This is a genomic window from uncultured Kriegella sp. (genome assembly GCF_963975415.1).
Lineage (GTDB): Bacteria > Bacteroidota > Bacteroidia > Flavobacteriales > Flavobacteriaceae > Kriegella.
Genome location: NZ_CAXBGN010000007.1, coordinates 157,095 through 181,046, shown reverse-complemented (window position 1 = coordinate 181,046; position 23,952 = coordinate 157,095). Strand labels below are relative to the sequence as shown.

Below are 23,952 nucleotides of genomic sequence, written 5' to 3'. Positions count from 1 at the left end.
AGATGCCCAAGATTATCTCAAGAGATAACAAGGGGATAGCAGATTTTCAATTATGGCAAGAGTTCCAGGCCGGAAGCGATATTGCATATGCTACTATTTATAGAGATAATGTGTCCTTTTTATATAGTTACGGGCTAAAGTTGATTAAGGATAAAGAATTAATCAAAGATTGTATTCAAGAACTTTTTGTGGAGATTTGGAATTCCAAGCATAAGTTGGGTCGAGTGAAATCGATAAAGTCATACTTGTTCAAATCTATTAGAAGAAAACTGATCGCCGAATCTGTAAAGCAACGCAAGAGATCGATGCCCCTTGATTTAAAACCTAATTTTTTAAAAGTATTGGTCACCCCTTCAATTGAGTTCGATATGATTGAAAGACAATGTTTTGATCAGCAATGTCAAAAACTAAAAAAGGCACTTGAAAAGCTTACGGATAGACAAAAAGAAATCATTCATCTAAAATACTATACCCAATTGAGTTATGAAGAGATAGCAGAGATTATGTCGCTCAGTAAAAAGGGAACTTATAAGTTAATGGGTCGATCTATATGTTTTCTTAGAAAATATATGGGAGCTATTCTTTTTCTAGCCTTGCTCTTACAATTTTAATTAATAGGATTGGACTATGGTAATCATCTGTCAAGACCTTTTTATTCAAAAAAAATGGTTTCTAGGGCTTTGTGTCGTTCTATAGTTTTTTTTGAAACCTTGTCTTTTGATGATATCGCCTTTTGTACTTGCTCGTATAGCTCCTGATGTGTTTTGTGTTCCACTTCTTCACAGGCTTCTTCCCTTGCCTTGTATTCCTTTTCTATTTCATCTTAAATATCACAAAGAAAAAGGTACGTACCACTAAGGCCGTTTCTAAAGTAATGATATGTAATTCATGATAAATTTGGTGCATTTTTTCCTTTTCGAGAAAATGGCCTTTTTTCCGGGAAAAAATAGTTTAACGTTTGCAATTGCCAATCCGAATATTAAGATAATAATAAATGAAGAAAGGTGCATTTTTTTGTCTATGGCGTAAAATAATAACAACACGGCAATGAGCAAAAATTGCTTTGCCTGACTTTTTATGCGTTAAAAAATGAGTACAAGGGCATAACTTGCGACTATTGAAATAACTATGGTCAAAACGCTATTACCTATGAAGCCGAGGGCTCCTGGGTCTTCTTCTGGATTGAGGCCTCCTGCTAAAAAATAGAACATCATAATACCCATAATGTCGGAAAAGGTGCTTTCATAGATGTGGAACTCTTTCTTGTCGTTGGAAAGACCGCCTACGCTAGGGATTATGATGGCAGGTGAAAGTATAGATAGTGGCGTAGCACAGAGCCAGGCTGATTGCGTGGTCATATCGGGTATGAACCGTTACAGTATCAATGCGGCCGCCCAGGCGGAGCCAATTAAGCCGATTAGGGCAACTGCCATTGATTTTAGAAGGGGTTCCAGTTTTCTCTTTTAAGTTGCAATTCCAAGGTAGCTTCCAGTACGATCATGATAAACCCTATGGTTCCAATAATTTCCAGGGTGCCTTTTAGGCCCTTTTCGAAATCAATGTGGTCTCCGATGAAATATTTTAGTACAAACTGTAAAACAATGCCCAGAACAATGAGCATTAAAACCGAAGGTATATTGGTTCGTTTAGAAATTCCATTAAACGAAAAAGATAAAATAACGATGATAGAAGCTCCGATTATTTTTTGTATGAAGACAATACGTCTATGGGGTAGGCAGGTTATTCTGTGTTGTTGTTTTTAAACAATACGCCTTACATAGCAAGTTAAAGTTCTTTTTATTGCAGTAAATAATAGAAGTTTAAGGTGTTGGAAAAAAGGGCTTTGCCACAAATAAATTGTGGGAAACAAAAAAATTGTATATTTGCACCACTGAAAGGATATAAAAGTATTCATGAGGGGACCATAATAGTCCTCTTTTTTGTTTGCAAGATTTTCTTTTCTTGGGGTATTAAGATGCGAAGTAGAGCGAGTCGATCGTATCGATGCTGAGTAATTTGAAAGATTTTAAACGTTACGATTCATGTTAAAAGATAAAGTTAGGGCACTTTTAGAAGCTGCTTTACAAGAGGATTTATCTCTCTTTCTTATAGATTTTTCCGTAACACTTGATAATAAAATAAAGGTCATTATTGATGGCGATCAGGGCGTTACGGTGCAAGATTGTATGAAAATCAGTAGGGCTATAGAGCATAATCTCGATCGGGAAGAAGAAGATTTTTCACTTGAAGTTGCTTCTGCCGGTGCCGCTGCACCGATGGTGATGCCTAGGCAGTATAAAAAAAATATTGGCAGAAAATTAGAGGTCAATAGTTTAGGTGATACCTTTGAGGGGAATCTAACCGATGTTACCGAAAATGGTATTATCTTAGAATGGAAAGCGCGCGAACCCAAACCCATTGGAAAGGGAAAGGTTACGGTTCGAAAAAAAAAGGAAATCGGATTTGCCGATATAAACGAAGCAAAAGTTATATTAAAATTTTAATTGTAGCATAAAAATGGAAAATATTGCGCTCATTGAATCTTTCTCTGAATTTAAAGACGATAAATTCATAGATAGGGTAACGCTAATGGCGATTTTGGAAGATGTTTTTAGAAACGCGCTAAAGAAGAAATTCGGTTCCGATGATAATTTTGATATTATTATCAACCCTGATAAGGGGGATTTAGAAATATGGAGGAATAGAATTGTTGTTGAAGATGGTGAGGTTGAGGATCCAAATGAAGAAATATCACTGTCTGAAGCCCGTAAAATCGAGCCTGATTTTGAAGTTGGCGAAGATGTTTCCGAAGAGGTGAAATTAATAAATTTAGGGCGAAGGGCTATTTTGGCATTACGTCAGAATCTTATCTCAAAGATTCATGAACATGACAATACGACCATTTATAAGCAGTTTAAAGATTTAGAAGGAGAAATTTATACGGCAGAAGTACATCATATTCGTCACAAGGCCATCATTCTTTTAGATGATGAGGGCAATGAGATAATTATGCCAAAAGACCGACAGATTCCATCTGATTTCTTTAGAAAAGGAGATAATGTACGTGGTATTATAGAAAGTGTAGAATTGAAGGGAAGCAAACCGACCATAATCATGTCGCGAACCTCTCCCAAATTTTTGGAAGCTTTGTTTTTTCAAGAGATCCCCGAGGTTTTTGATGGCTTGATTACGATTAAAAAGGCAGTTCGAATTCCTGGAGAAAAGGCAAAAGTTGCCGTTGATTCGTACGATGACCGTATCGATCCGGTAGGTGCTTGTGTAGGTATGAAAGGTTCTCGTATCCATGGAATCGTGAGAGAACTGGGTAATGAGAATATCGATGTAATTAATTGGACGGGTAACCCACAATTAATGGTGACCAGGGCGTTGAGTCCGGCACGTGTTTCCACGGTGAAACTGAATGATGAGAAAATGACTGCACAGGTATATTTGCGACCTGAAGAGGTTTCAAAGGCTATTGGTAGAGGTGGGCATAACATTCGATTGGCGGGTCAACTGACTGGTTATGAGATTGATGTGTTCCGTGAAGGTGTTGAGGAAGATGTAGAGCTTACCGAGTTTTCAGATGAAATCGAAGGGTGGGTTATTGAAGAATTCAAGAAAATTGGAATGGATACGGCACGAAGCGTTTTAGAGCAAGACGTAGCCGATTTGGTAAAACGTACTGATCTTGAAGAAGAAACAATTTCAGAAGTTGTGCGCATACTAAAAGAAGAATTGGAAGATTAGCTATATATTAGCGGTGTTTTATTGAAAGAATAGGAATTAATATTTATGGCAGAAGTTGCAAAAATTAGGCTTAACAAGGTTCTCCGAGAGCTCAATATTTCATTGGATAGAGCTGTGGATTTTCTTAAGGAAGCAGGGCACGAGGTAGAGGCGCGACCGACCACGAAAATATCTAATGAAGTGTATCAGGTGCTTGTCGACGAGTTTGAAACCGACATGAGCAAGAAAGTTGCTTCAAAGGAAGTCGGTGAGGAAAAGCGCAAGGAGAAGGAAGCCCTAAGACTGCAACTGGAGCAAGAGCAGGAAGAAAGGCGTTTGGCCCGGGAGAAGCGAACCGCAGCATCTGAGAATATTATTAAGGCAAAAGCTTCACTTGCGGGACCAAAGACAGTTGGTAAGATTGATTTGGACAATAAGAAGAAGCCCAAGGCAGAGGTTGAGGAAACCCCTAAAGCTGAGGTGCCGAAGGCGCCCGAAGTCAAAGCTCCTGAGGTTAAAGCTCCTGAAGTCAAGGTTCCTGAAACCAAAACGCCTGAAGCAAAAACCCCTGAGGTTAAGGCTTCCGAGCCGAAAAAGCCTGAGGTTGTCAAACCATCTGAACCTGCAAAAAAGGAAGAGCCGAAGGAAACACCTAAGGTAGAAGCGAAAAAGGAATCGGAAGAGGTTAAGAAAAAGGAGGAGGAACCTGCACAGACAGAGGGAGAAACTATAGCTACCAACTACAAAAAGTTGAGCGGACCAAAAATTACTGGTGCCAAAATAGATTTATCCCAGTTCAATAAGCCGAAGAAGAAGAAAGAGGAAACAAAAGCTTCAGATTCCGGTGATAGAAAGAAAAGAAGACGCCGTATTGTTAGTGGTAACAACACCAAGCCTGCGGCAGGAAGGGGTACTGGGCCAAGAGGTGCTAATTCGGGATCAAACGACGGAAGGAGAGGTCCGGGCAGACGTTTTACGTCACCTGTTAATAAGGTCGAGCCTACCGAAGAAGATGTACAAAAGCAGGTAAGGGAAACCCTGGAAAAATTACAGGGTAAATCCAAAAAGGGAAAAGGTGCCAAATATCGTAGGGATAAGAGGGATCAACATAGGCAACAAACAGAAAAAGATTTAGAGCAGCAAGAACTTCAGAGTAAGATTTTGAAGGTTACCGAATTTGTTACGGCAAGCGAGGTGGCAACGATGATGAATGTTTCTACGACTGAAATAATTTCTGCCTGTATGTCACTTGGTTTGATGGTTACCATGAACCAGCGATTGGATGCTGAAACGATTTCAATTGTAGCTGAAGAGTTTGGTTATGAGGTCGAATTTGTGACCGCCGAAATCGAGGAGACAATCGAAGAGCATGAAGATGCACCGGAAGACATGAAGCCGAGAGCGCCGATTGTTACGGTGATGGGGCATGTGGATCATGGTAAAACTTCACTTTTGGATTATGTTCGCGAAGCTAACGTTATTGCCGGGGAAAGCGGTGGCATTACTCAGCATATCGGTGCTTATGGCGTAACTTTGGGAGGGGGTCAAAAGATTACTTTCTTAGATACTCCGGGTCACGAGGCCTTTACGGCGATGCGTGCAAGAGGTGCTCAAGTGACCGATATAGCGGTTATTGTAGTCGCTGCAGATGATGATATTATGCCGCAGACCAAAGAAGCTATTAGTCATGCGCAGGCAGCTGGGGTGCCCATTGTATTTGCGATTAACAAGATAGATAGGCCAACAGCGAATCCAGAGAAGATTAAAGATGGTCTGGCGCAAATGAATTTATTGGTTGAAGATTGGGGTGGTAAGATACAATCACACGATATTTCTGCTAAAACCGGGGAAGGGGTTAAAGAACTCCTTGAAAAAGTACTGCTTGAAGCCGAATTGCTTGAGTTAAAGGCAAATCCTGATAAATTGGCTTTAGGTACGGTTGTGGAGGCCTTTTTAGATAAGGGGCGCGGTTATGTGTCGACCATTTTGATTCAGGCGGGTACGCTCAAGATTGGTGATTATGTTTTGGCGGGTACCCATAGTGGTAAGGTTAAAGCTATGCATGATGAACGAGGTAAAGAGGTTCAGAAAGCAGGTCCTGCTACACCAATATCTATATTGGGGTTGGATGGGGCTCCGCAGGCAGGTGATAAGTTCAATGTCATGGAAGACGAACGTGAAGCCAAGCAAATTGCATCGAAAAGATCACAGTTGCAGCGTGAACAATCTGTACGTACGCAACGACACATTACATTAGATGAAATTGGAAGGCGAATAGCATTAGGCGATTTTAAAGAGTTGAATATTATCTTGAAAGGTGATGTTGATGGTTCTGTTGAGGCGCTGACAGATTCTTTCCAGAAATTATCTTCCGATGAAATTCAGGTAAATATTATACATAAAGGTGTGGGTGCGATTACAGAGTCTGATGTGCTATTGGCATCGGCTTCTGATGCGATTATAATCGGCTTTAATGTGCGTCCGATGGGCAATGCCCGTGATGTTGCGGAAAAAGAGGAAATCGATATCAGAATGTATTCCATTATTTATGATGCCATCAATGACCTTAAAGATGCGATGGAAGGAATGTTGTCTCCGGAAATCAAGGAAGAGATTACAGGAACTGCTGAAATTCGCGAAACCTTCAAAATTTCTAAGGTCGGTACCATTGCAGGTTGTATGGTCACAAGTGGAAAGATATTACGAAATGCCGGTATACGATTAATTCGTGACGGTGTGGTGGTATATACGGGTGAGTTGTCTTCCTTGAAGCGATTTAAAGATGATGTCAAGGAAGTTGCGAAGGGCTATGATTGCGGACTGCAGATCAAGAACTACAATGATATATTCGAAGGAGATATTGTTGAGGCTTTCCAAGAAGTGGCCGTCAAGAAAAAGTTGAAATCCAAATAATCAAAGCGTTGAATCTAAAGCATTCAAATTTTTCGCAGTTTGGTAATAAGTCATTTTGACTTGATTGAGGAATAAAAAAAAATCGACCTATTTGGTCGATTTTTTTGGTTTTAATAACATTGCATCAGGATATTTTGCCCTGACTTCCATAAAATTTCGTTCTGCTTCCAATTTGGTTTTGAACCTGCCAACACGTACACGATAGGTAGGTGATTCAAAAACGGTTTTTGAAGCCAATTGTGGAAAATCTATTTCTACATTCGATTTTATTTCCTGTGCTTTCTTGGAAGAGCCAAAACCTACTTGTATTCTGTAGTACTCAGAATCCTCTTTAGGGGATTTGTATAGGCCGATTAATTCATTTATTTTTTGATCTTGTTCAATATTGATCTGCCCTTTCTGTGCAATTCCTAAGTGACAAATAATGGCGAAAGTGATGATGCTAATCCTTGTTTTCATTCTAATGTATTGTGTTTTAGTGGGTCACTGTAAAAGTAAATCTTTCCAGCCAGTCGACCAAAAATGTGTTTATTTAGAACTGTTATAAATTATAAATTATAGATCCATTAACATTTTGCAAATAAAGTCTATGTCGTATTTTTGCCTGCAATTTAGGCATGGGAAACAATCCATAAATTTATCTAAAGCAATAGAAAATATCATGCCAAGATTTGAAATACTTTATACATGAAAAAGGTTATATACCGTAATCAAATTTCCAAAGTCTTAGGTATCGGTCTGGTAGTTTTCCAACTCTTTTCCATTTCGCTTAGTGCGCAGGAAGATGCTGCGGCCGCTGGTGGTGATCCAGTAAAAGGAAAGGCATTGTTCAATCAGAACTGTGCTGCCTGTCATGCTTTAGACCGTAAAATGACGGGTCCTGCGTTGGCCAATGTAGAAAGTCGCCTTGCGGATGACGAAGGTTTGGATAAGGAGTGGATCCATTCTTGGATAAAGAATAGTCCGGGAATGATTAAGTCCGGCGATTCTTATGCAAATAAGATATACGCAGAGTACAATCAAGCGGCTATGACGCCGTTTCCTACTTTATCGGCTGAAGATATAGATAATATTTTGGCTTATACCGCGGCTGCACCTGCGCCGGCAGCCACTGCTGCAGTTGGTACGGGAGTGGCGAATGGGCAAGGTGGACAACAGTCTGGCTCTAGTATTTCCAATGAAGTTATCTTGAGTGCACTTGTTTTGGTCTTTGGTTTGTTGGTGTTGATGTTGTTTATGGTGAACAAGACATTGCGACAAATAGCTGTGGCCAATGGTGTTGATCTAGAGAAAGAACGGGGGGGCAAGCGATTGCCGCTTTGGAAGGCTTTTGCCCAAAATCAATTTCTAGTTTTGGTAACGGCAATTTTCTTGCTTCTGGGAAGTGCGTATTTTGCCTATGGTTGGATGATGCAGGTTGGTGTGGATCAGGGTTACGAGCCTATTCAGCCGATACATTATTCGCATAGAATACATGCGGGTGATAATAAGATTGAATGTAAATATTGTCACTCTTCTGCTCGGGTATCCAAAACTTCGGGTATACCGTCCTTAAATGTTTGTATGAACTGTCACAAGTCGATTTATGAAGTTGCTCCGGAAACTTTGGCGGAAGGAAAGGCTCATGGGGTTGATTATAATGCGGAAATTCAAAAGCTGTATAAAGCGGTTGGTTGGGACGAAGAAAATCAAAAATATACCGGTGAATCTAAACCGGTAGAATGGATACGGGTGCATAATCTTCCTGATTTTGCATATTTCAACCACTCGCAACACGTTTCGGTGGCGGGTGTAGAATGTCAAACTTGTCATGGACCTGTAGAGGAGATGGAGGTAATGTATCAACACGCTCCTTTGACCATGGGGTGGTGTATCAATTGTCACAGGGAGACCAATGTTAAGGTCGCCGGCAACGCATACTATGAAAAAATTCATGCCGAACTTTCCAAAAAATATGGTGTAGACCAGCTTACGGCGGCCCAAATGGGTGGATTGGAGTGTGGAAAGTGTCATTATTGATTAAAAGAAAAGTAGCTAAATACCTATAGATAAGTATGGCATCAAACAAGAAATATTGGAAAAACGAGGTGGAGTTAAATCCTAACGATTCCATTGTTGAGGCGCTAAGACAGAATGAATTTGTTGAGGATATACCCGTTGACGAGTTTTTAGGCGATAAAGAAAATTTGTCTGCCACCAGTACCAATAGAAGAGATTTTCTTAAATATGTGGGTTTCAGTACAGCGGCTGCTACGGTGGCGGCCTGTGAGGGGCCTGTGATTAAATCCATACCTTATGTGGTGCAGCCTGAGAATATTATTCCTGGTGTAGCTAATTATTATGCTACCACAATAGCCGATGGATTCGATTTTGCAAGCATCTTGATTAAGACCCGAGAGGGTAGGCCGATTAAGGTTGAGAACAATACCGATGCCAAAATCGCAGGTGGAGCTAACGCTCGGGTACAGGCATCAGTGTTGTCGTTATACGACAGCACACGTGTTCAGGGGCCTTTGGCAAATGGAGAGCCGGTTGAATGGTCTGCTTTGGATGCTGCCGCCAAATCAAAGTTGAATGCTTTGAAGGGTTCCGGCGGGCAAATCGCTGTTTTGACACAGACTTATGCAAGTCCTTCAACTACAAGATTGTTGCGGGAGTTTAAAGAGGCTTACGGGAATGTGAACCATGTAGTTTATGACGCTATTTCTGAAGATGCTGCGTTAACAGCATTTGAGAATAGATATGGTGAGCGGGCTTTGGCTGATTATGATTTTGAAAATGCCGAAATAATAGTCTCTTTTGGTGCCGACTTCCTTTCTGATTGGCAAGGGGGCGGCTATGATAGTGGTTATGCCAAAGGGCGTATTCCTAAAAACGGTAAAATGTCTAGGCATGTGCAGTTTGAAGCGAATATGTCATTGACCGGGGCGAATGCGGATAAGCGAGTTCCGTTGACTCCTATGCAGCAGAAAATTGCTTTGGCTCAACTCTATGCAAAATTGAATGGTACAAATGTGTCTGGCGAGCTACCCGAATATGCGCAACGAGAAATTGAAAATGTAGCAGCACTTATTCGAAAAAATAAATCTGCAGCTGTTGTTGTTACGGGTATTGATGATGTTAATGCGCAGGCAGTTTCATTGGCTATAAATGATGAAATGTTGGGAAGTAGAGCTTTTGATGCCCAAGCTCCCCGATATGTAAGACAAGGAAGTAATGCTGGTGTGAACGCTTTGATTGCTGATATGAAGGCTGGTAAAGTGGGGGCATTGATAATGGATGGGGTAAACCCAATGTATTCATTGCCTAATGCTGCCGATTTTGCGGAAGGTCTTTCTAAAGTTGATTTTTCGGTGGCTTTTGCTACCAATTGGAATGAAACTACTGAAGTTACTCAATATACCGCTGCAGCGAATCATTACCTTGAGTCTTGGGGGGATGTTGAAATCAAAAAAGGACATTTTAGTCTGGCGCAACCTACCATTCGGGAGCTGTTCGATACAAGGCAGTTTCAAAGTGCGTTGTTGTTGTGGACTGGCAGTGAAAAAACGTATTACGATTACATAAAAGAAACATGGAGTGCTGGTGTACTGAATGGTTCTGATTGGAACAAGGCGCTGCATGATGGTGTTTTTGTGGCTTCCTTAGGTTCGTTAGAGACTGCGGAGTCTGATCCGGTAAATGGAGGTGTGCAGTCTGATAAAGAAGAAGTGGAGTCTGGCGGTGATTCGGTTGCTGAGGCTGCCGTTGTTCCTATTGCTTCCGCGGTAAGAAGTTTGGCAGGTGCCACCAGTGGTGGAGGTATGGAGCTTACATTGTACTCAAAAGTTGGTATGGGTGATGGACAGCAGGCGAGTAATCCTTGGTTGCAAGAGTTTCCAGATCCTATTACCCGTGTTTCATGGGATAACTATGTGACTGTTTCCAAGTCAGATGCTGAGAAATTGGGCCTCGTGAACGAGCATGTTGCCAATGGTGGTATGGATGGTAGTTATGCGAAGCTTACGGTTAATGGGGTAGAGCTAAATAATGTTCCAGTTATTGTTCAGCCTGGTCAAGCACCTGGTTCAGTTGGCTTGTCTTTTGGGTATGGGAAGAAGGTAGGTATGAAGTCTGAAATGCAGACCGGTGTCAATGCCTATCCTTTATATCAGAATTTTAATAAGGTCCAATCCGTTACTTTGGAGAAAGCAAGTGGTATGCACGAATTTGCGTGTGTTCAATTGCATAAAACCCTGATGGGGAGGGGCGATATCATTAAGGAAACAAGTTTAGAGATATTTAATACAAAAGACCACGCTGAATGGAATATTGTTCCGCAGGTCTCTTTGAACCATCAGGAAGTTCCTGCGGCAAGTGTCGATTTGTGGGATAGCTTTGATCGTTCTATAGGTCATCATTTTAATTTGTCGATTGATTTGAACGCTTGTACCGGTTGTGGTGCTTGTGTAATTGCTTGTCATGCAGAAAATAATGTACCTGTTGTTGGAAAAGAAGAGGTAAGGCGTTCTCGAGATATGCATTGGCTGCGTATTGATAGGTATTATTCTTCAGAGGATACTTTTGAAGAGGATAATATCAAGAAAGATGAATTTGATGGACTTTCAGGCGAAAAGGGTTCGTTAGGTGGGTTTGGTGAGTTGGAGCATCCAGCGGCCAATCCGCAGGTAGCATTTCAGCCGGTAATGTGTCAGCATTGTAATCATGCACCGTGTGAAACGGTTTGTCCTGTAGCTGCAACATCGCATAGTAGACAGGGTCAAAATCATATGGCCTATAATCGATGTGTGGGTACTAGATACTGTGCAAACAACTGTCCGTATAAAGTACGACGATTCAATTGGTTCCTTTATAATAATAATGAGGAGTTTGATTATCACATGAACAATGATTTAGGGAAAATGGTTATTAATCCTGATGTCAATGTTCGGTCTAGGGGTGTAATGGAAAAATGTTCCATGTGTATCCAAATGACCCAAAAGACCATTTTAGACGCTAAGCGTGATGGTCGTGTTATCAAGGATGGGGAGTTTCAAACAGCGTGTTCTGCGGCATGTAGCAGTGGGGCCATGGTCTTTGGAGATGTCAATGACAAAGATAGTCAGGTGGCTGAATTAAGCCATAGTAACAGAATGTACCACCTCTTAGAGCATATTGGTACGAAACCAAATGTATTCTATCACGTTAAGGTTAGAAATACCAACGAAGCATAATCATAAAATTAAGCAAGTAACTATAATAGAAATCTATGGCGTCGCATTACGAAGCACCTATACGAAAACCCTTGGTTGTTGGAGACAAAGGCTATCACGATGTATCAGTCGATATAGCAGCTCCGGTAGAAGGAAGAGCCAATAAACATTGGTGGATCGTCTTCTCTATTTCCTTGGCGGCCTTTCTTTGGGGGGTTGGTTGTATTCTTTATACCATTTCTACGGGAATCGGTACTTGGGGGTTGAACAAAACCGTAGGCTGGGCCTGGGATATTACCAACTTTGTTTGGTGGGTAGGTATCGGTCATGCCGGTACTTTGATATCAGCCGTATTATTACTTTTCCGTCAAAAGTGGAGAATGGCTATAAACCGTTCTGCTGAGGCAATGACCATATTTTCGGTGGTACAGGCGGGACTTTTTCCAATCATACACATGGGTCGACCATGGTTGGGGTATTGGGTGCTACCTATCCCGAATCAATTCGGCTCTTTATGGGTAAACTTTAACTCCCCGCTTTTGTGGGATGTATTCGCTATCTCTACATACCTCTCGGTTTCATTGGTTTTCTGGTGGACAGGATTGTTGCCTGATTTTGCCATGATTCGAGATCGGGCCGTGAAGCCTTTTCAGAAAAAAATATACAGTCTGTTGAGTTTCGGTTGGACAGGTCGGGCCAAAGATTGGCAGCGGTTTGAAGAGGTGTCTTTGGTATTGGCAGGGTTAGCTACGCCACTGGTACTTTCGGTACATACTATTGTATCGTTTGACTTTGCTACTTCGGTAATCCCCGGATGGCATACGACAATATTCCCTCCTTACTTTGTGGCAGGTGCAATTTTCTCTGGCTTTGCCATGGTGAACACACTATTGATTATCATGCGTAAGGTGTGTCATCTTGAGGCTTATATTACTGTACAGCACATCGAATTGATGAATATTGTAATAATGCTTACAGGTTCGATTGTAGGTTGCGCATATATTACGGAGCTTTTTATGGCTTGGTATTCCGGCGTCGAATACGAACAGTATGCATTTTTAAACAGGGCTACAGGTCCTTATTGGTGGGCATATTGGTCAATGATGACTTGTAACGTTTTCTCACCACAGTTTATGTGGTTCAAAAAATTGCGTACCAGTATTATGTTCTCTTTCTTTATCTCTATTGTGGTAAATATAGGAATGTGGTTTGAGCGTTTTGTGATTATCGTAACTTCTTTACATAGGGATTACCTTCCGTCTTCATGGACGATGTTCTCCCCGACTTTTGTTGATATTGGAATTTTTGTAGGTACTATAGGGTTCTTCTTTGTATTGTTCTTACTATATGCACGGACTTTCCCGGTTATTGCTCAGGCCGAAGTGAAATCTATTTTAAAATCTTCAGGTGAGAGGTACAAGAATCTGAGGGACGCTGGAAAACCGCTTTATCAAATCAATATCATGGCAGATGACCGATCGAAACCGGTTGTTGAAAAGGTGGTAGTAAAAAAACCAGAAGCTGATCTCGGTGAAAAGAAAGAAGAAGTTTCGGCATTGTTGGGGGCCATTGGTGTTTTCGATGCGTCAAAAGAGACTGCCGATGATCTGAAAAGAGTTAAAGGGATCGGACCTAAAATGGAGGAGACCTTGAATGAAATTGGTATATACACTTTTGCCCAGGTAAGTAGAATGACTGAAAAGGAGTACGATTTACTTGATTCTATTACGGGTTCTTTCCCCGGTAGGGCGCAAAGGGACGATTGGGCAGGACAGGCAGAAAAATTAAACAACAAAAAATAGATATGGCATCTAAAGTTATACACGCATATTACGATGATGACGATGTGCTTATGCATGCGGTCAAAAAGGTGAAGGCGGCCAAACACCACATCGAAGAGGTGTATTGCCCGTTCCCCGTTCACGGTCTTGATAAGGCTATGGGGTTGGCTCCGACACGAATTGCCATTACTTCCTTTATTTATGGTTGTTTGGGTTTGACGGTGGCAACGGTTATGATGAACTATATCATGATTGAAGATTGGCCTCAAGATATCGGTGGTAAACCAAGTTTTAGTTATATAGAGAACATGCCGGCTTTTGTGCCTATTATGTTTGAGCTTACGGTGTTTTTTGCTGCGCATTTAATGGTTATTACTTTCTATTTGAGAAGTAGGTTGTGGCCGTTCAAAGAAGCTGAAAATCCAGATGTACGAACTACCGACGATCACTTCGTTATGGAGGTTGAAATACATGACAATGAAAACGAATTGTGGGATTTGTTGCGTAATACAGGAGCTGTGGAGATTAATATATCAGAAAAAAACAGTCATTGAATATGAACAGTTTTAGCAAATTAGGAATTGTATTAGGGTTGGTTCTCTTAGTTGCTTCCTGTAAAAAGGATAGAAGTCCGAATTATCAGTATTTTCCGAATATGTATGAGCCTGTGGGTTATGAAACATATGGTGAAGTTGATTTTTTACCCAATGGGCAAGAGGCAATGTTACCTGCAGAAAATACCATCCCTCGAGGTTGGATGCCGTACGGTATTGAAAATACCCCTGAAGGAAAAGAACAGGCCAGATTGCTGACCAGTCCTTTAGATTCACTTCAAATGGATGAGAATTTGGCCAACGGTGCCCAATTGTATACCATTTATTGCGCAATTTGTCATGGTGATAAAGGTGATGGGCAAGGAACATTGGTGAAAAGGGAAAAGATTCTAGGGGTACCTAACTACAGTGATGTAGCTAGGAATATCACAGTAGGAACTACGTATCACACCATTCAATATGGTTTGAACTCCATGGGGTCTTACGCCGCACAATTGGACACCAAGGAAATGTGGCAGGTTTCCGAATATGTAATGAAATTGAAAGAAGACTTATAACAAAATAATACATAGAACATAGATATGTACACGTTTTCAAATAGATTAAAAATTGGCTCCTTTATTTTGATGATAGTGGGTGCGCTATGTATTGTGACCGGTTTTTTGTCGGCTCCTGGTACAGTGGAGGAGGCAAAGGCGATAGTAGCAAGTCATAGTGGTGGTCATGGTGAATCTCATGGAGAAGAAGTTGGTCATGCTGTCGAAAGTCATGGTGCGGTTGCGCATGGTGAGGAGCATGATGCCTCGCATGATGAACATTTGTTACATCAACTTCAAAACAGACCTTGGGCAGCTCTCTATGTAGCCGCGTTTTTCTTTTTTATGATTGCGTTGGGGGTGTTGGCCTTTTATGCCATACAGCGCGCAGCACAGGCAGGATGGTCGCCATTGCTGTTTCGGGTGATGGAAGGAATAACCGCATATGTAGTGCCAGGGGGTATCGTTGTATTTGTAATTCTGGTGCTTTCCGTAATGCACATGAACCATTTATTTGTTTGGATGGATGCTGATGTTGTTGCACATGATAAACTTTTACAAGGTAAAGCCGGGTATTTGAACCCAACTTTCTTTTTGATTCGTGCAGCTGTCTTTTTAGGGGGTTGGATTTTATACCGGGAGTATTCAAGAAAACTTTCGTTACGACAAGATGAATCAAATGATAACGCTAACTTCAAGTTGAATTTTAGAATATCAGCGGCCTTTTTAGTCTTTTATCTTATTTCAGAGTCAATGATGTCTTGGGATTGGATTATGAGTGTCGATCCGCACTGGTTTAGTACCTTATTCGGGTGGTATGTGTTCGCAAGTATGTTCGTGTCGGGGATTACGGTGATAGCGATGATTACTATTTATTTGAAATCGAAAGGCTATTTGGAAGATGTGAATGATAGTCACGTTCACGATTTGGCCAAGTTTATGTTCGGTATCAGTATTTTTTGGACCTACCTTTGGTTTGCTCAGTTCATGCTTATATGGTACGCCAATATACCAGAAGAGGTTACTTATTTTATAACGCGAATTGAAGATTATAACTTGCCCTTCTTTGGCATGATAGCCATGAACTTTATTTTTCCGATTCTGTTGTTGATGAATAGTGATTATAAACGAATCAATTGGTTTGTTATACTTGCCGGTATTGTAATTCTATCCGGGCACTATTTGGATATATTTAATATGATAATGCCAGCTACCGTAGGTGACCAATGGTTTATTGGTATTCCTGAGATAGGTTCGATACTGTTCTTTGCCGGATTCTTTATTTTCTGGGTTTTCAGGGCATTGTCTACAGCACCACTTCAGCCTAAGCGTAACCCGTTTATCGAAGAGAGCAGGCATTTTCATTATTAATTGTTTTTTAAGGTATAATATCTAAAGATATACGATGACTACAATATTAACTTTAGCTGTTTTGATTCTAGTGGCAATTGCTATTTGGCAAATGACCAAGATATTTGAATTTTCTCAGCTTAGTACACAAACATCCGAAGTTGCAAATGATGAAGACAACAAGTACAACGGTTATCTGCTGTTTGTCTTTCTTATATTCATCTATGGAATAACAATTTTCAGCTTTTGGAAATATGGGAAAATGTTGTTGCCCGAAGCGGCTTCCGAACATGGGGCCGACTATGATAAATTGGAGCTGGTTTCCTATATCATTATCTTTACTGTGCAGGCCTTGACGCAGACTTTATTGCATTATTTTGGGTTTAAATACCGCGGAGAGAAAGGGAAAAAGGCTTTGTTTTATGCCGATAATGATCGCTTGGAATTTATTTGGACGATTATACCTGTTATCACTTTGGCCGGTTTGATTTTATGGGGACTTTACACTTGGACTACCATTATGGATGTTAACGATGAAGATGATCCATTAATCGTTGAACTATATGCGCAACAGTTCAGTTGGACTGCTAGATATGCCGGTGACGATAATGTGCTGGGTATGGCGAATGTTAGAATGATCGATATCGACAAGGCCAATGTCTTAGGGCTTGATGAATCCGATACATATGCTTCTGATGATGTTATTGTAAAAGAGCTACATCTTCCCGTAGGGCGTAAGGTCAATTTTAAAATGCGCTCTCAAGATGTTTTGCATTCAGCCTATATGCCCCATTTTAGGGCTCAAATGAACTGTGTGCCCGGTATGATTACCGAGTTCTCTTTCACTCCTAATAAAACCACCGAAGAAATGCGGTTAAATGCAGATGTGGTTGATAAAGTAGAGCGCGTTAACAAGATACGAACAGAAAGGGCTGCAAATGGAGAGCCAAATTCTGATCCATGGGAGTTTGATTATATTTTGTTGTGTAATAAAATATGTGGTAAATCACATTACAATATGCAAATGAAGATTATTGTCGAAACACAGGAAGAGTATGAAGAGTGGATCAAAAGTCAACAGACTTTCGGTAAGACCATGGCTTCAGCACAATAAACAAAGATTTAAAGAACAATAGTAAAAAAAATAAATAGATTATGTCTGCCACAGCACACGAACAAGTTGAAGATCATGGGCATCATCATAAGGAGACCTTTGTAACTAAATATATATTTAGTCAAGACCATAAGATGATATCAAAACAGTATTTGATTACTGGTTTGATTATGGGTGTTATAGGTATAGCAATGTCATTGCTGTTCAGAATGCAGTTGGCGTGGCCAGGGGAATCCTTTCCTGTTTTCGAGGCTTTATTGGGTAAATGGGCTCCTGACGGTGTTATGGATGCTGATGTTTACTTGGCATTGGTTACGATACACGGTACGCTAATGGTATTTTTTGTATTGACTCAAGGTTTGAGTGGTACGTTCAGTAATCTTTTGATTCCATTGCAGATTGGAGCACGTGATATGGCTTCCGGCTTTTTGAATATGTTGTCATATTGGATGTTTTTTATCTCTTCTGTGGTTATGATTGCCTCATTGTTTCTTGAGGCGGGCCCCGCAGCAGCTGGTTGGACGGTTTATCCGCCCTTAAGTGCCCTTCCAATGGCTCAACCCGGATCTGGTTTGGGTATGACCCTTTGGTTAGTGTCAATGACTATATTTATTGCATCTTCGCTATTGGGGTCTCTGAATTACATTGTCACCGTATTGAATCTAAGAACCAAGGGGATGTCAATGACACGTTTGCCATTGACGATTTGGGCTTTCTTTGTAACGGCAATAATCGGAGTAATATCATTTCCCGTATTACTATCTGCGGGTCTTTTATTACTTATGGATCGAAGTTTTGGAACGTCATTTTTTCTGTCTGATATTTTCATTCAAGGTGAGGTCTTACATTATCAAGGCGGTTCACCAGTGCTATATGAGCACTTATTCTGGTTCTTGGGCCACCCAGAAGTATATATCGTTATTCTGCCAGCAATGGGTATTGTATCGGAAGTAATGGCAGTGAACGCCCGTAAACCCATCTTCGGTTACCGTGCAATGATTGCGTCTATTTTGGCGATTGCTTTTCTTTCGACTATCGTTTGGGGGCATCACATGTTCATTTCAGGAATGAATCCGTTTTTAGGTTCGGTATTCACCTTTACTACGTTGTTGATTGCCATACCATCTGCGGTAAAAGCCTTTAACTGGATTACTACCTTATGGAAAGGTAATTTGCAGTTGAATCCTGGAATGCTATTTTCGATAGGTATGGTATCTACTTTTATATCAGGAGGTTTGACGGGTATAATCTTAGGAGATAGTACTTTGGATATTAATGTTCATGACACCTATTTTGTTGTAGCTCACTTCCATTTGGTAATGGGTATATCTGCACTATATGGTATGTTTGCAGGTATTTATCATTGGTTCCCTAAAATGTTCCATGGCCGAATGATGAGTAAAAACTTAGGGTACGTACATTTTTGGATTACAGCAGTAGGGTCTTACGGAATCTTTTTCCCTATGCACTTTGTGGGTATGGCCGGGGTGCCAAGACGGTATTACGAGAATACCAATTTTCCAATGTTCGATGATTTGACGGACATACAAGTATTAATGACGGTTTTTGCGCTTATCACGGCGGGAGCACAGTTGATTTTTGCCTATAACTTCATTGTTAGTATTTTCTACGGAAAGCGAGGGGTTCAAAATCCATGGAAAGCAAATACTTTAGAATGGACAACACCATTAGAGCCCGTTCATGGCAACTGGTATGGTGAAATACCACATGTTCACAGATGGGCTTACGATTACAGTAAAGTTGATGATAAAGGAGAGTATATTATTCCCGGACAAGATTTTGTGCCGCAAACGGTGCCATTGCTAGACGATGAAGAAGAGTTGCAACATTAAACTCTTGCTCAAACAAATAAAAAATGCCCAGCTATATAAGTTGGGCATTTTTTTTGATATATTTAGTTGTAGCCATTCAATGAGATCGTAGGTGTTCTACGTGCCAATGATTGTGATTTATTCATTGATACCTTGAGGTGGGAATAATACGAATTATACTATGAAAAATTTAATCGTTTTGTGTGCCATAATTTTTTGCTTTCAGGCTTTTTCCCAACGAAAGCCGAAAATCAAGGGGAATAAAAATGTCGTTGAGATTGTAGAAAATCTTCCACCGTTCAATAGTATTGAGTTAAATGATGATCTTGAAATAGCGCTTCAAAAATCATCTCAAGAAGGGTATGAGATTACTGCTGACGATAACTTGATTGATGTGCTGAAATTTGAAGTGCAAGACAACACTTTGATGATAAGTTCATATTACAAGATTACTTCGAAAAAGAAACTGGATATTACAATTAATTATTTTGAATTGAATGCTATAACCATGAATGATGGTCGTATTCGTATGAATGATGTGATTAAGTCCGATGAGTTGAATGTTAATACCTTCGGAAGCTCGAAATTGGAACTCTCGGCGAATGCCCCGTTTATCAATATCAATATGGAAGATAATAGCTCTGGTGATTTTAACCTTGACAGTGATTCGCTTAATATTGTTTTGAAAGATCGGATCGATGTTCAAGTCTATTCGGTCAGTGAGGCCAATACGATTAAAATGTACAAGAATGCTACTTTGAAAATGGAGGGCACCACCAATACTTTTATGATAAACCTTTTAGAGAGTGCCAACTTGAAAGCCGAAAGATTTGAAGCCAAGAACGTAACGTTGAACTCAAATGATTCATCTACTGCTATAGTTAATGCCCTCGAAACTTTTGAACTTTCTTCTAGTGGTTCATCGAAGGCGTATCTATACGGAAGGGCCAAAATAACTATTCTTGACTTTCTTGACACCTCTGAACTTCACAAGGAAAAATAAATGAAATTAGACCTTTAGGAATAGTGTCACATTAGAGACAAGAAAGAAGATTACTTAGTTCTGAATGGCATTTTGTTTTTTAGAATTATTAACCGCTCCCCTAAAATAGTATTAGGATTAATCAACAATTCTAACTTATTTTAATAAAGTATTCAGAATGGTTTTTCTGCTGTAAAATGGGACACTTTTCTAAATATTCTACTGATGACAAGTTAATTTATTGGTGGCTTTTAAAAACTATGGATTATATGCAAAATGTTTGTGTTATATGAATCTTCGTGATGGCGTAAAGACTTCCGATAATAAGGTTTCCGCTGAAACTGAAAAGTTGGCCGATTTCGTTAAAGATGAAAGTAAATCGCTAATCGATAGGCTTGAGTGTTATGAAGATATCATCAACCTAGAGGTTGGGGATACCGCGCTCAACAGGGCAAAAACCTTGGAGCGGGAATTTGATATTCGACAACTTTACATTAAGTATGAGGGCGACAATCCTACAGGCACGCAAAAAGATCGAATAGCATTTGCCCAAATGTACGATGCCCTTCGAAGAAAATATGAAGTAACCTCTCTCGCCACCTGCGGTAATTATGGGGTCGCGGTGGCGTTGGCCGCTAACCTAGCGGGTATCAAATGTAAAATTTATATACCCGATTCGTATCAGACCGATCGTTTCGAAGAGATGAAATCGCTAGGTGCTGAAATTATCCAGTTGCCTGGTAGCTATGAAGATGTAGTTCACAAAAGCAGTGCATTGGCACAAGAGAACGATTGGTACGATGCCAACCCGGGTGGTGCAAATACCCCGTTACAGATTTCAGCCTATTCACAAATTGCCTTTGAAATAATCGAAGAGTTGGGTGATGCCCCCAAATATTGTGCGGCCCCTGTTTCTAACGGAACATTGTTTGCGGGTATTTACCGAGGCTTTGTGAGTATGTATAAGAGAGGAAAGACATCTCGAATTCCTAAAATGATAGCCGCCTCTTCTTCTCGAAAGAATCCGATTGTACAGTCTTTTATTCAAGGCTTGGACTATTGTAAAGATTTGGACCCGCAAGCCGCTAAAGAAACCAAGTACAATGAACCTTTGGTGAACTGGCATAGCTTTGATGGAGAGGAAGCGCTATACGCACTCATACAGTCAGAGGGTAGTGCATATAATATTAGTGATAAGAAAATGAAGGAAATGAGTGGTTTTTTACTTAAAAAGGAGGGACTACGTATTCTGCCGGCAGCTACGGCCGGACTTATTGCCTTATTGGAAATGGATGAAAAGTTTAATTTTGAACCGGATCGCTATGTTTCGGTTTTAACTGCGAAATATTAGTGTTATGAAAGAAGAATCTATAGATGGTAGGGCCTTGGTGTATTGCGAACAGGCTTTCAATACCCCTAATGGAAAAACGGCTCATGGCCTCGTTCGTTTTACGGAGCGCTACGATATAGTTGGTGTTATCGATAGTAACTACGTAGGTCAAGATGCAGGAAAAGTACTTGATGGAAAAACTAATGGTATTCCAATATTCAAAAGCATCGGTGAGGCCACTAAAAAACTTACCGATTTAAACAAGGTACCCAAATCGCTCGTTATGGGTCTTGCGCCAGATGGTGGTAGATTGCCTGTGCAAGCCAAGATTACTATTAAAAAGGCACTGGAAATGGGATGGAATGTTGACAGTGGCCTGCATGACTTTTTGACCAATGATAAAGACTTGATGCGACTTGCCGAGGTTAATGGTTGTCGCGTACGAGATATACGCAAAACGCCGGATCGCGATATGCTCCATTTTTTTACGGGTGATATTGAAGAAGTATCGTGTCTTAAGCTAGCCGTGTTAGGTACCGACTCCGCTATAGGTAAACGTACAACGGCCTGGTTGTTGGTACATGGTTTTCGCAATAAGGGGATAAAGGCCGAAATGATTGGAACGGGACAGACGGCTTGGATGCAAGGGGCAAAGTACAGCATGGTCATGGATAGTTGTATCAACGACTTTGTTTCCGGAGAGATTGAACATGCCGTAGTTAGCGCGTGGCGCAATGAAAATCCTGATGTAGTAGTTATTGAAGGTCAGGGTAGTTTAATGAATCCCGCTTATCCTGGAGGTTTTGAGATTTTAGCTGCCGGTAGACCAGACTACGTTGTTTTGCAGCATGCACCGAAAAGGCTGGAATACGATGGTTTTCCTGGTTATAAATTACATTCTATAAAAGAACAGATACATGCTATTCAGGTTATCTCGGGAAAAGAGGTGATTGCTATAACTTTGAATCACGAACTCATGGAACCGGAAGAAATAGTATCGGCTTGTGAGGCATTGACCACCGAAACTGGTTTGCCTACTTTTGACGTGTTGGCCCATGGACCTGATGAATTGATTGACCTATTGAAGTCCAAAATAAAATGAACGACATTCGCGCATTAGTTGTTTTTAATGAATTAAAAGTTCATCAAATTATTATTGAACCAAAACGGGTCAAGGCTACCTATACGATAGTGAAAAATGATGGGGAGACGGTGAGCAATGAACTTATTTATTCTTATAAAGACGCCTATTTCGATAAAAGTTGTGCCGAAGATGCCAATTTGGCTTCCATGATGGTGGCACAGGTGGCCCTTAATTATGGGCTCTTTTTTAAGACCATCATCTTCGATGGACTTTTCGATGCAGCCGATAAGCGTTTCCTTCTAGACATGATCGAGAATACCTCGCGTGAAATTACGGTAAACAAGTTTTTGGTAAAAAATGAATTTTTAAAACCTCCTTTTGATAGTCTTTCGCCGGAAAAATTAGCACGGTATACGGCAGCCGATTTAAACTTTATAAATTCCCGTTTTGGGAATTTAAGGGTGGGTAATAACAAAGTGGCTTTAGATATAAATAAGTATGCCATTCTCAGTAGCGGGGGGAAAGACAGTTTGCTCACTTACGGAATTATAAAGGAAATAGGGGAGCCGCATCCTATATTTATTAATGAGTCGGGAAGACATTGGTTTACCGCCATTAACGCCTATGACCACTTTGAGAAAATAGAACCTAATACCGTAAAACCTTGGTGTAATAGCGATCGAATTTTTAATTGGATGCTAAAGCAAATGCCATTTATAAAGGAAAATTTTCAGAACATACGGGCCGATATTTACCCCATCCGGTTATGGACGGTTGCCGTTTTCCTTTTCGGTGTACTACCGGTTGCCCGAAAAAAAGGCATCGCGAATATTCTTATTGGCAATGAATATGATACCACGGTAAAAGGAAACCATAACGGCATTAGTCATTATAACGGACTCTACGATCAAAGTAAATATTTTGACAATGCATTGACGCGATACTACCAAAAAAAAGGATGGAACATCTATCAATATTCGATTTTAAGAAGCCTATCGGAACTCCTTATCCTTAAAGTGCTGGTAAAACGCTACCCCGATCTGCAACGGCATCAGGTTTCTTGCCATGCCGCCCATGAAGAAGAAGGTCGTATGCTTCCTTGCGGCAAATGTGAGAAATGTCGCAGAATTGTCGGTATGCTAAAAGCCTTGGATGAAGACCCAAAGCGTTGCGGGTACTCCGATAATCAAATCGAAAACGGACTTAAGGCCTTGGGCCAACAGAAGGTAAAACAAATAGGAAGCGACGCAGCTCACCTCTATGACCTTTTATTGCAAAAAAAACTTATTGAAAGAAATGAGCATACCTCGAAAATTGGCAAACCGCACCCTGAAATCGTAAAATTGCGTTTTGATAATGAAAGGAGCCTATTGTCAGACTTGCCAAAACATATTCGGAAACCGTTGTTTACAATCCTATCAAAATATAGTGACGGTGCCGTACGACTTCTAGATCGAAAATGGCATACCTTTATAATCGAAGATGAAGTTCTTGAGCCGGTCTATTTTTTGGATAAAGGGGAATGATAGCATATATTTTTTGCACTATGGGCATC

General features: G+C 40.6%; 19 protein-coding genes. 16 read left to right on the top strand and 3 right to left on the bottom strand.

What is annotated here, in order from left to right; all coding sequences use genetic code 11:
* Positions 1-2 precede the first annotated feature (2 nt).
* Positions 3-611, top strand: a complete 609-nt coding sequence (locus AACZ88_RS16350) for a sigma-70 family RNA polymerase sigma factor (RefSeq protein ID WP_339712361.1) — start codon at positions 3-5, stop codon at positions 609-611.
* Positions 612-1,082: 471 nt separating this feature from the next.
* Here AACZ88_RS16350 and AACZ88_RS16345 read toward each other — a convergent pair whose 3' ends face one another.
* Together AACZ88_RS16345 and AACZ88_RS16340 are read right to left on the bottom strand one after the other, a co-directional pair.
* Positions 1,083-1,358, bottom strand: a complete 276-nt coding sequence (locus AACZ88_RS16345; RefSeq protein WP_339712358.1) for a hypothetical protein — start codon at positions 1,356-1,358, stop codon at positions 1,083-1,085.
* Between the two features lie 80 nt (positions 1,359-1,438).
* The gene (locus tag AACZ88_RS16340) at positions 1,439-1,636 is read right to left on the bottom strand and encodes a hypothetical protein (RefSeq protein ID WP_339712493.1); all 198 of its coding nucleotides are present in this window, start codon (positions 1,634-1,636) and stop codon (positions 1,439-1,441) included.
* A gap of 406 nt (positions 1,637-2,042) precedes the next feature.
* On the opposite strand from AACZ88_RS16340, the gene rimP reads away from it, so the two are divergent.
* From rimP to infB, 3 genes are read left to right on the top strand one after another with little or no spacing between them, the layout of a single operon-like run.
* The gene (gene rimP, locus AACZ88_RS16335; RefSeq protein ID WP_339712355.1) at positions 2,043-2,504 is read left to right on the top strand and encodes a ribosome assembly cofactor RimP; all 462 of its coding nucleotides are present in this window, start codon (positions 2,043-2,045) and stop codon (positions 2,502-2,504) included.
* Positions 2,505-2,517: 13 nt separating this feature from the next.
* On the top strand, positions 2,518-3,750 hold the full coding sequence (gene nusA / locus AACZ88_RS16330; RefSeq protein ID WP_339712352.1) for a transcription termination factor NusA: 1,233 nt from the start codon (positions 2,518-2,520) through the stop codon (positions 3,748-3,750).
* A 45-nt stretch (positions 3,751-3,795) separates the two neighbouring features.
* Positions 3,796-6,642, top strand: a complete 2,847-nt coding sequence (infB, locus tag AACZ88_RS16325) for a translation initiation factor IF-2 (RefSeq protein ID WP_339712349.1) — start codon at positions 3,796-3,798, stop codon at positions 6,640-6,642.
* 87 nt (positions 6,643-6,729) lie between these two features.
* Here infB and AACZ88_RS16320 read toward each other — a convergent pair whose 3' ends face one another.
* Entirely contained in the window at positions 6,730-7,101 is a 372-nt protein-coding gene (locus AACZ88_RS16320; protein WP_339712347.1) for an SPOR domain-containing protein, read from the bottom strand.
* Between the two features lie 228 nt (positions 7,102-7,329).
* Here AACZ88_RS16320 and AACZ88_RS16315 point away from each other — a divergent pair, with 228 nt between their 5' ends.
* From AACZ88_RS16315 to AACZ88_RS16260, 12 genes are all read left to right on the top strand, one after another.
* On the top strand, positions 7,330-8,661 hold the full coding sequence (locus AACZ88_RS16315) for a c-type cytochrome (protein ID WP_339712344.1): 1,332 nt from the start codon (positions 7,330-7,332) through the stop codon (positions 8,659-8,661).
* Between the two features lie 35 nt (positions 8,662-8,696).
* Positions 8,697-11,855: a TAT-variant-translocated molybdopterin oxidoreductase gene (locus AACZ88_RS16310; RefSeq protein WP_339712342.1), complete on the top strand. Its 3,159-nt coding sequence runs from the start codon at positions 8,697-8,699 to the stop codon at positions 11,853-11,855.
* A gap of 35 nt (positions 11,856-11,890) precedes the next feature.
* The gene (gene nrfD, locus AACZ88_RS16305; RefSeq protein WP_339712340.1) at positions 11,891-13,636 is read left to right on the top strand and encodes an NrfD/PsrC family molybdoenzyme membrane anchor subunit; all 1,746 of its coding nucleotides are present in this window, start codon (positions 11,891-11,893) and stop codon (positions 13,634-13,636) included.
* Positions 13,637-13,638: 2 nt separating this feature from the next.
* Entirely contained in the window at positions 13,639-14,169 is a 531-nt protein-coding gene (locus AACZ88_RS16300; protein ID WP_339712337.1) for a DUF3341 domain-containing protein, read from the top strand.
* Positions 14,170-14,171: 2 nt separating this feature from the next.
* The gene (locus AACZ88_RS16295; protein ID WP_339712335.1) at positions 14,172-14,726 is read left to right on the top strand and encodes a cytochrome c; all 555 of its coding nucleotides are present in this window, start codon (positions 14,172-14,174) and stop codon (positions 14,724-14,726) included.
* 24 nt (positions 14,727-14,750) lie between these two features.
* On the top strand, positions 14,751-16,076 hold the full coding sequence (locus AACZ88_RS16290) for a quinol:cytochrome C oxidoreductase (RefSeq protein ID WP_339712333.1): 1,326 nt from the start codon (positions 14,751-14,753) through the stop codon (positions 16,074-16,076).
* A 34-nt stretch (positions 16,077-16,110) separates the two neighbouring features.
* Positions 16,111-17,169: a cytochrome c oxidase subunit II gene (locus AACZ88_RS16285; RefSeq protein ID WP_339712329.1), complete on the top strand. Its 1,059-nt coding sequence runs from the start codon at positions 16,111-16,113 to the stop codon at positions 17,167-17,169.
* Positions 17,170-17,210: 41 nt separating this feature from the next.
* A complete protein-coding gene (locus AACZ88_RS16280; protein WP_339712326.1) occupies positions 17,211-19,022 on the top strand; it encodes a cbb3-type cytochrome c oxidase subunit I in 1,812 nt (603 codons plus the stop codon).
* Positions 19,023-19,182: 160 nt separating this feature from the next.
* Positions 19,183-20,004, top strand: a complete 822-nt coding sequence (locus AACZ88_RS16275) for a DUF2807 domain-containing protein (RefSeq protein WP_339712324.1) — start codon at positions 19,183-19,185, stop codon at positions 20,002-20,004.
* A gap of 268 nt (positions 20,005-20,272) precedes the next feature.
* On the top strand, positions 20,273-21,334 hold the full coding sequence (locus tag AACZ88_RS16270) for a pyridoxal-phosphate dependent enzyme (protein WP_339712321.1): 1,062 nt from the start codon (positions 20,273-20,275) through the stop codon (positions 21,332-21,334).
* A gap of 4 nt (positions 21,335-21,338) precedes the next feature.
* The gene (locus AACZ88_RS16265; RefSeq protein WP_339712318.1) at positions 21,339-22,415 is read left to right on the top strand and encodes a DUF1611 domain-containing protein; all 1,077 of its coding nucleotides are present in this window, start codon (positions 21,339-21,341) and stop codon (positions 22,413-22,415) included.
* Entirely contained in the window at positions 22,412-23,923 is a 1,512-nt protein-coding gene (locus tag AACZ88_RS16260) for a hypothetical protein (protein WP_339712315.1), read from the top strand. The genes AACZ88_RS16265 and AACZ88_RS16260 overlap by 4 nt, the downstream gene beginning before the upstream one ends.
* Positions 23,924-23,952 lie beyond the last annotated feature (29 nt).

Excerpts from the sequence above, each read along its gene's own strand:
- AACZ88_RS16350 (WP_339712361.1), top strand. The coding sequence starts at position 3 with ATGCCCAAGATTATCTCAAGAGATAACAAGGGGATAGCAGATTTTCAA.
- AACZ88_RS16345 (WP_339712358.1), bottom strand. The coding sequence starts at position 1,358 with ATGACCACGCAATCAGCCTGGCTCTGTGCTACGCCACTATCTATACTT.
- rimP (WP_339712355.1), top strand. The coding sequence starts at position 2,043 with ATGTTAAAAGATAAAGTTAGGGCACTTTTAGAAGCTGCTTTACAAGAG.
- nusA (WP_339712352.1), top strand. The coding sequence starts at position 2,518 with ATGGAAAATATTGCGCTCATTGAATCTTTCTCTGAATTTAAAGACGAT.
- infB (WP_339712349.1), top strand. The coding sequence starts at position 3,796 with ATGGCAGAAGTTGCAAAAATTAGGCTTAACAAGGTTCTCCGAGAGCTC.
- AACZ88_RS16320 (WP_339712347.1), bottom strand. The coding sequence starts at position 7,101 with ATGAAAACAAGGATTAGCATCATCACTTTCGCCATTATTTGTCACTTA.
- AACZ88_RS16315 (WP_339712344.1), top strand. The coding sequence starts at position 7,330 with ATGAAAAAGGTTATATACCGTAATCAAATTTCCAAAGTCTTAGGTATC.
- AACZ88_RS16310 (WP_339712342.1), top strand. The coding sequence starts at position 8,697 with ATGGCATCAAACAAGAAATATTGGAAAAACGAGGTGGAGTTAAATCCT.
- nrfD (WP_339712340.1), top strand. The coding sequence starts at position 11,891 with ATGGCGTCGCATTACGAAGCACCTATACGAAAACCCTTGGTTGTTGGA.
- AACZ88_RS16300 (WP_339712337.1), top strand. The coding sequence starts at position 13,639 with ATGGCATCTAAAGTTATACACGCATATTACGATGATGACGATGTGCTT.
- AACZ88_RS16295 (WP_339712335.1), top strand. The coding sequence starts at position 14,172 with ATGAACAGTTTTAGCAAATTAGGAATTGTATTAGGGTTGGTTCTCTTA.
- AACZ88_RS16290 (WP_339712333.1), top strand. The coding sequence starts at position 14,751 with ATGTACACGTTTTCAAATAGATTAAAAATTGGCTCCTTTATTTTGATG.
- AACZ88_RS16285 (WP_339712329.1), top strand. The coding sequence starts at position 16,111 with ATGACTACAATATTAACTTTAGCTGTTTTGATTCTAGTGGCAATTGCT.
- AACZ88_RS16280 (WP_339712326.1), top strand. The coding sequence starts at position 17,211 with ATGTCTGCCACAGCACACGAACAAGTTGAAGATCATGGGCATCATCAT.
- AACZ88_RS16275 (WP_339712324.1), top strand. The coding sequence starts at position 19,183 with ATGAAAAATTTAATCGTTTTGTGTGCCATAATTTTTTGCTTTCAGGCT.
- AACZ88_RS16270 (WP_339712321.1), top strand. The coding sequence starts at position 20,273 with ATGAATCTTCGTGATGGCGTAAAGACTTCCGATAATAAGGTTTCCGCT.
- AACZ88_RS16265 (WP_339712318.1), top strand. The coding sequence starts at position 21,339 with ATGAAAGAAGAATCTATAGATGGTAGGGCCTTGGTGTATTGCGAACAG.
- AACZ88_RS16260 (WP_339712315.1), top strand. The coding sequence starts at position 22,412 with ATGAACGACATTCGCGCATTAGTTGTTTTTAATGAATTAAAAGTTCAT.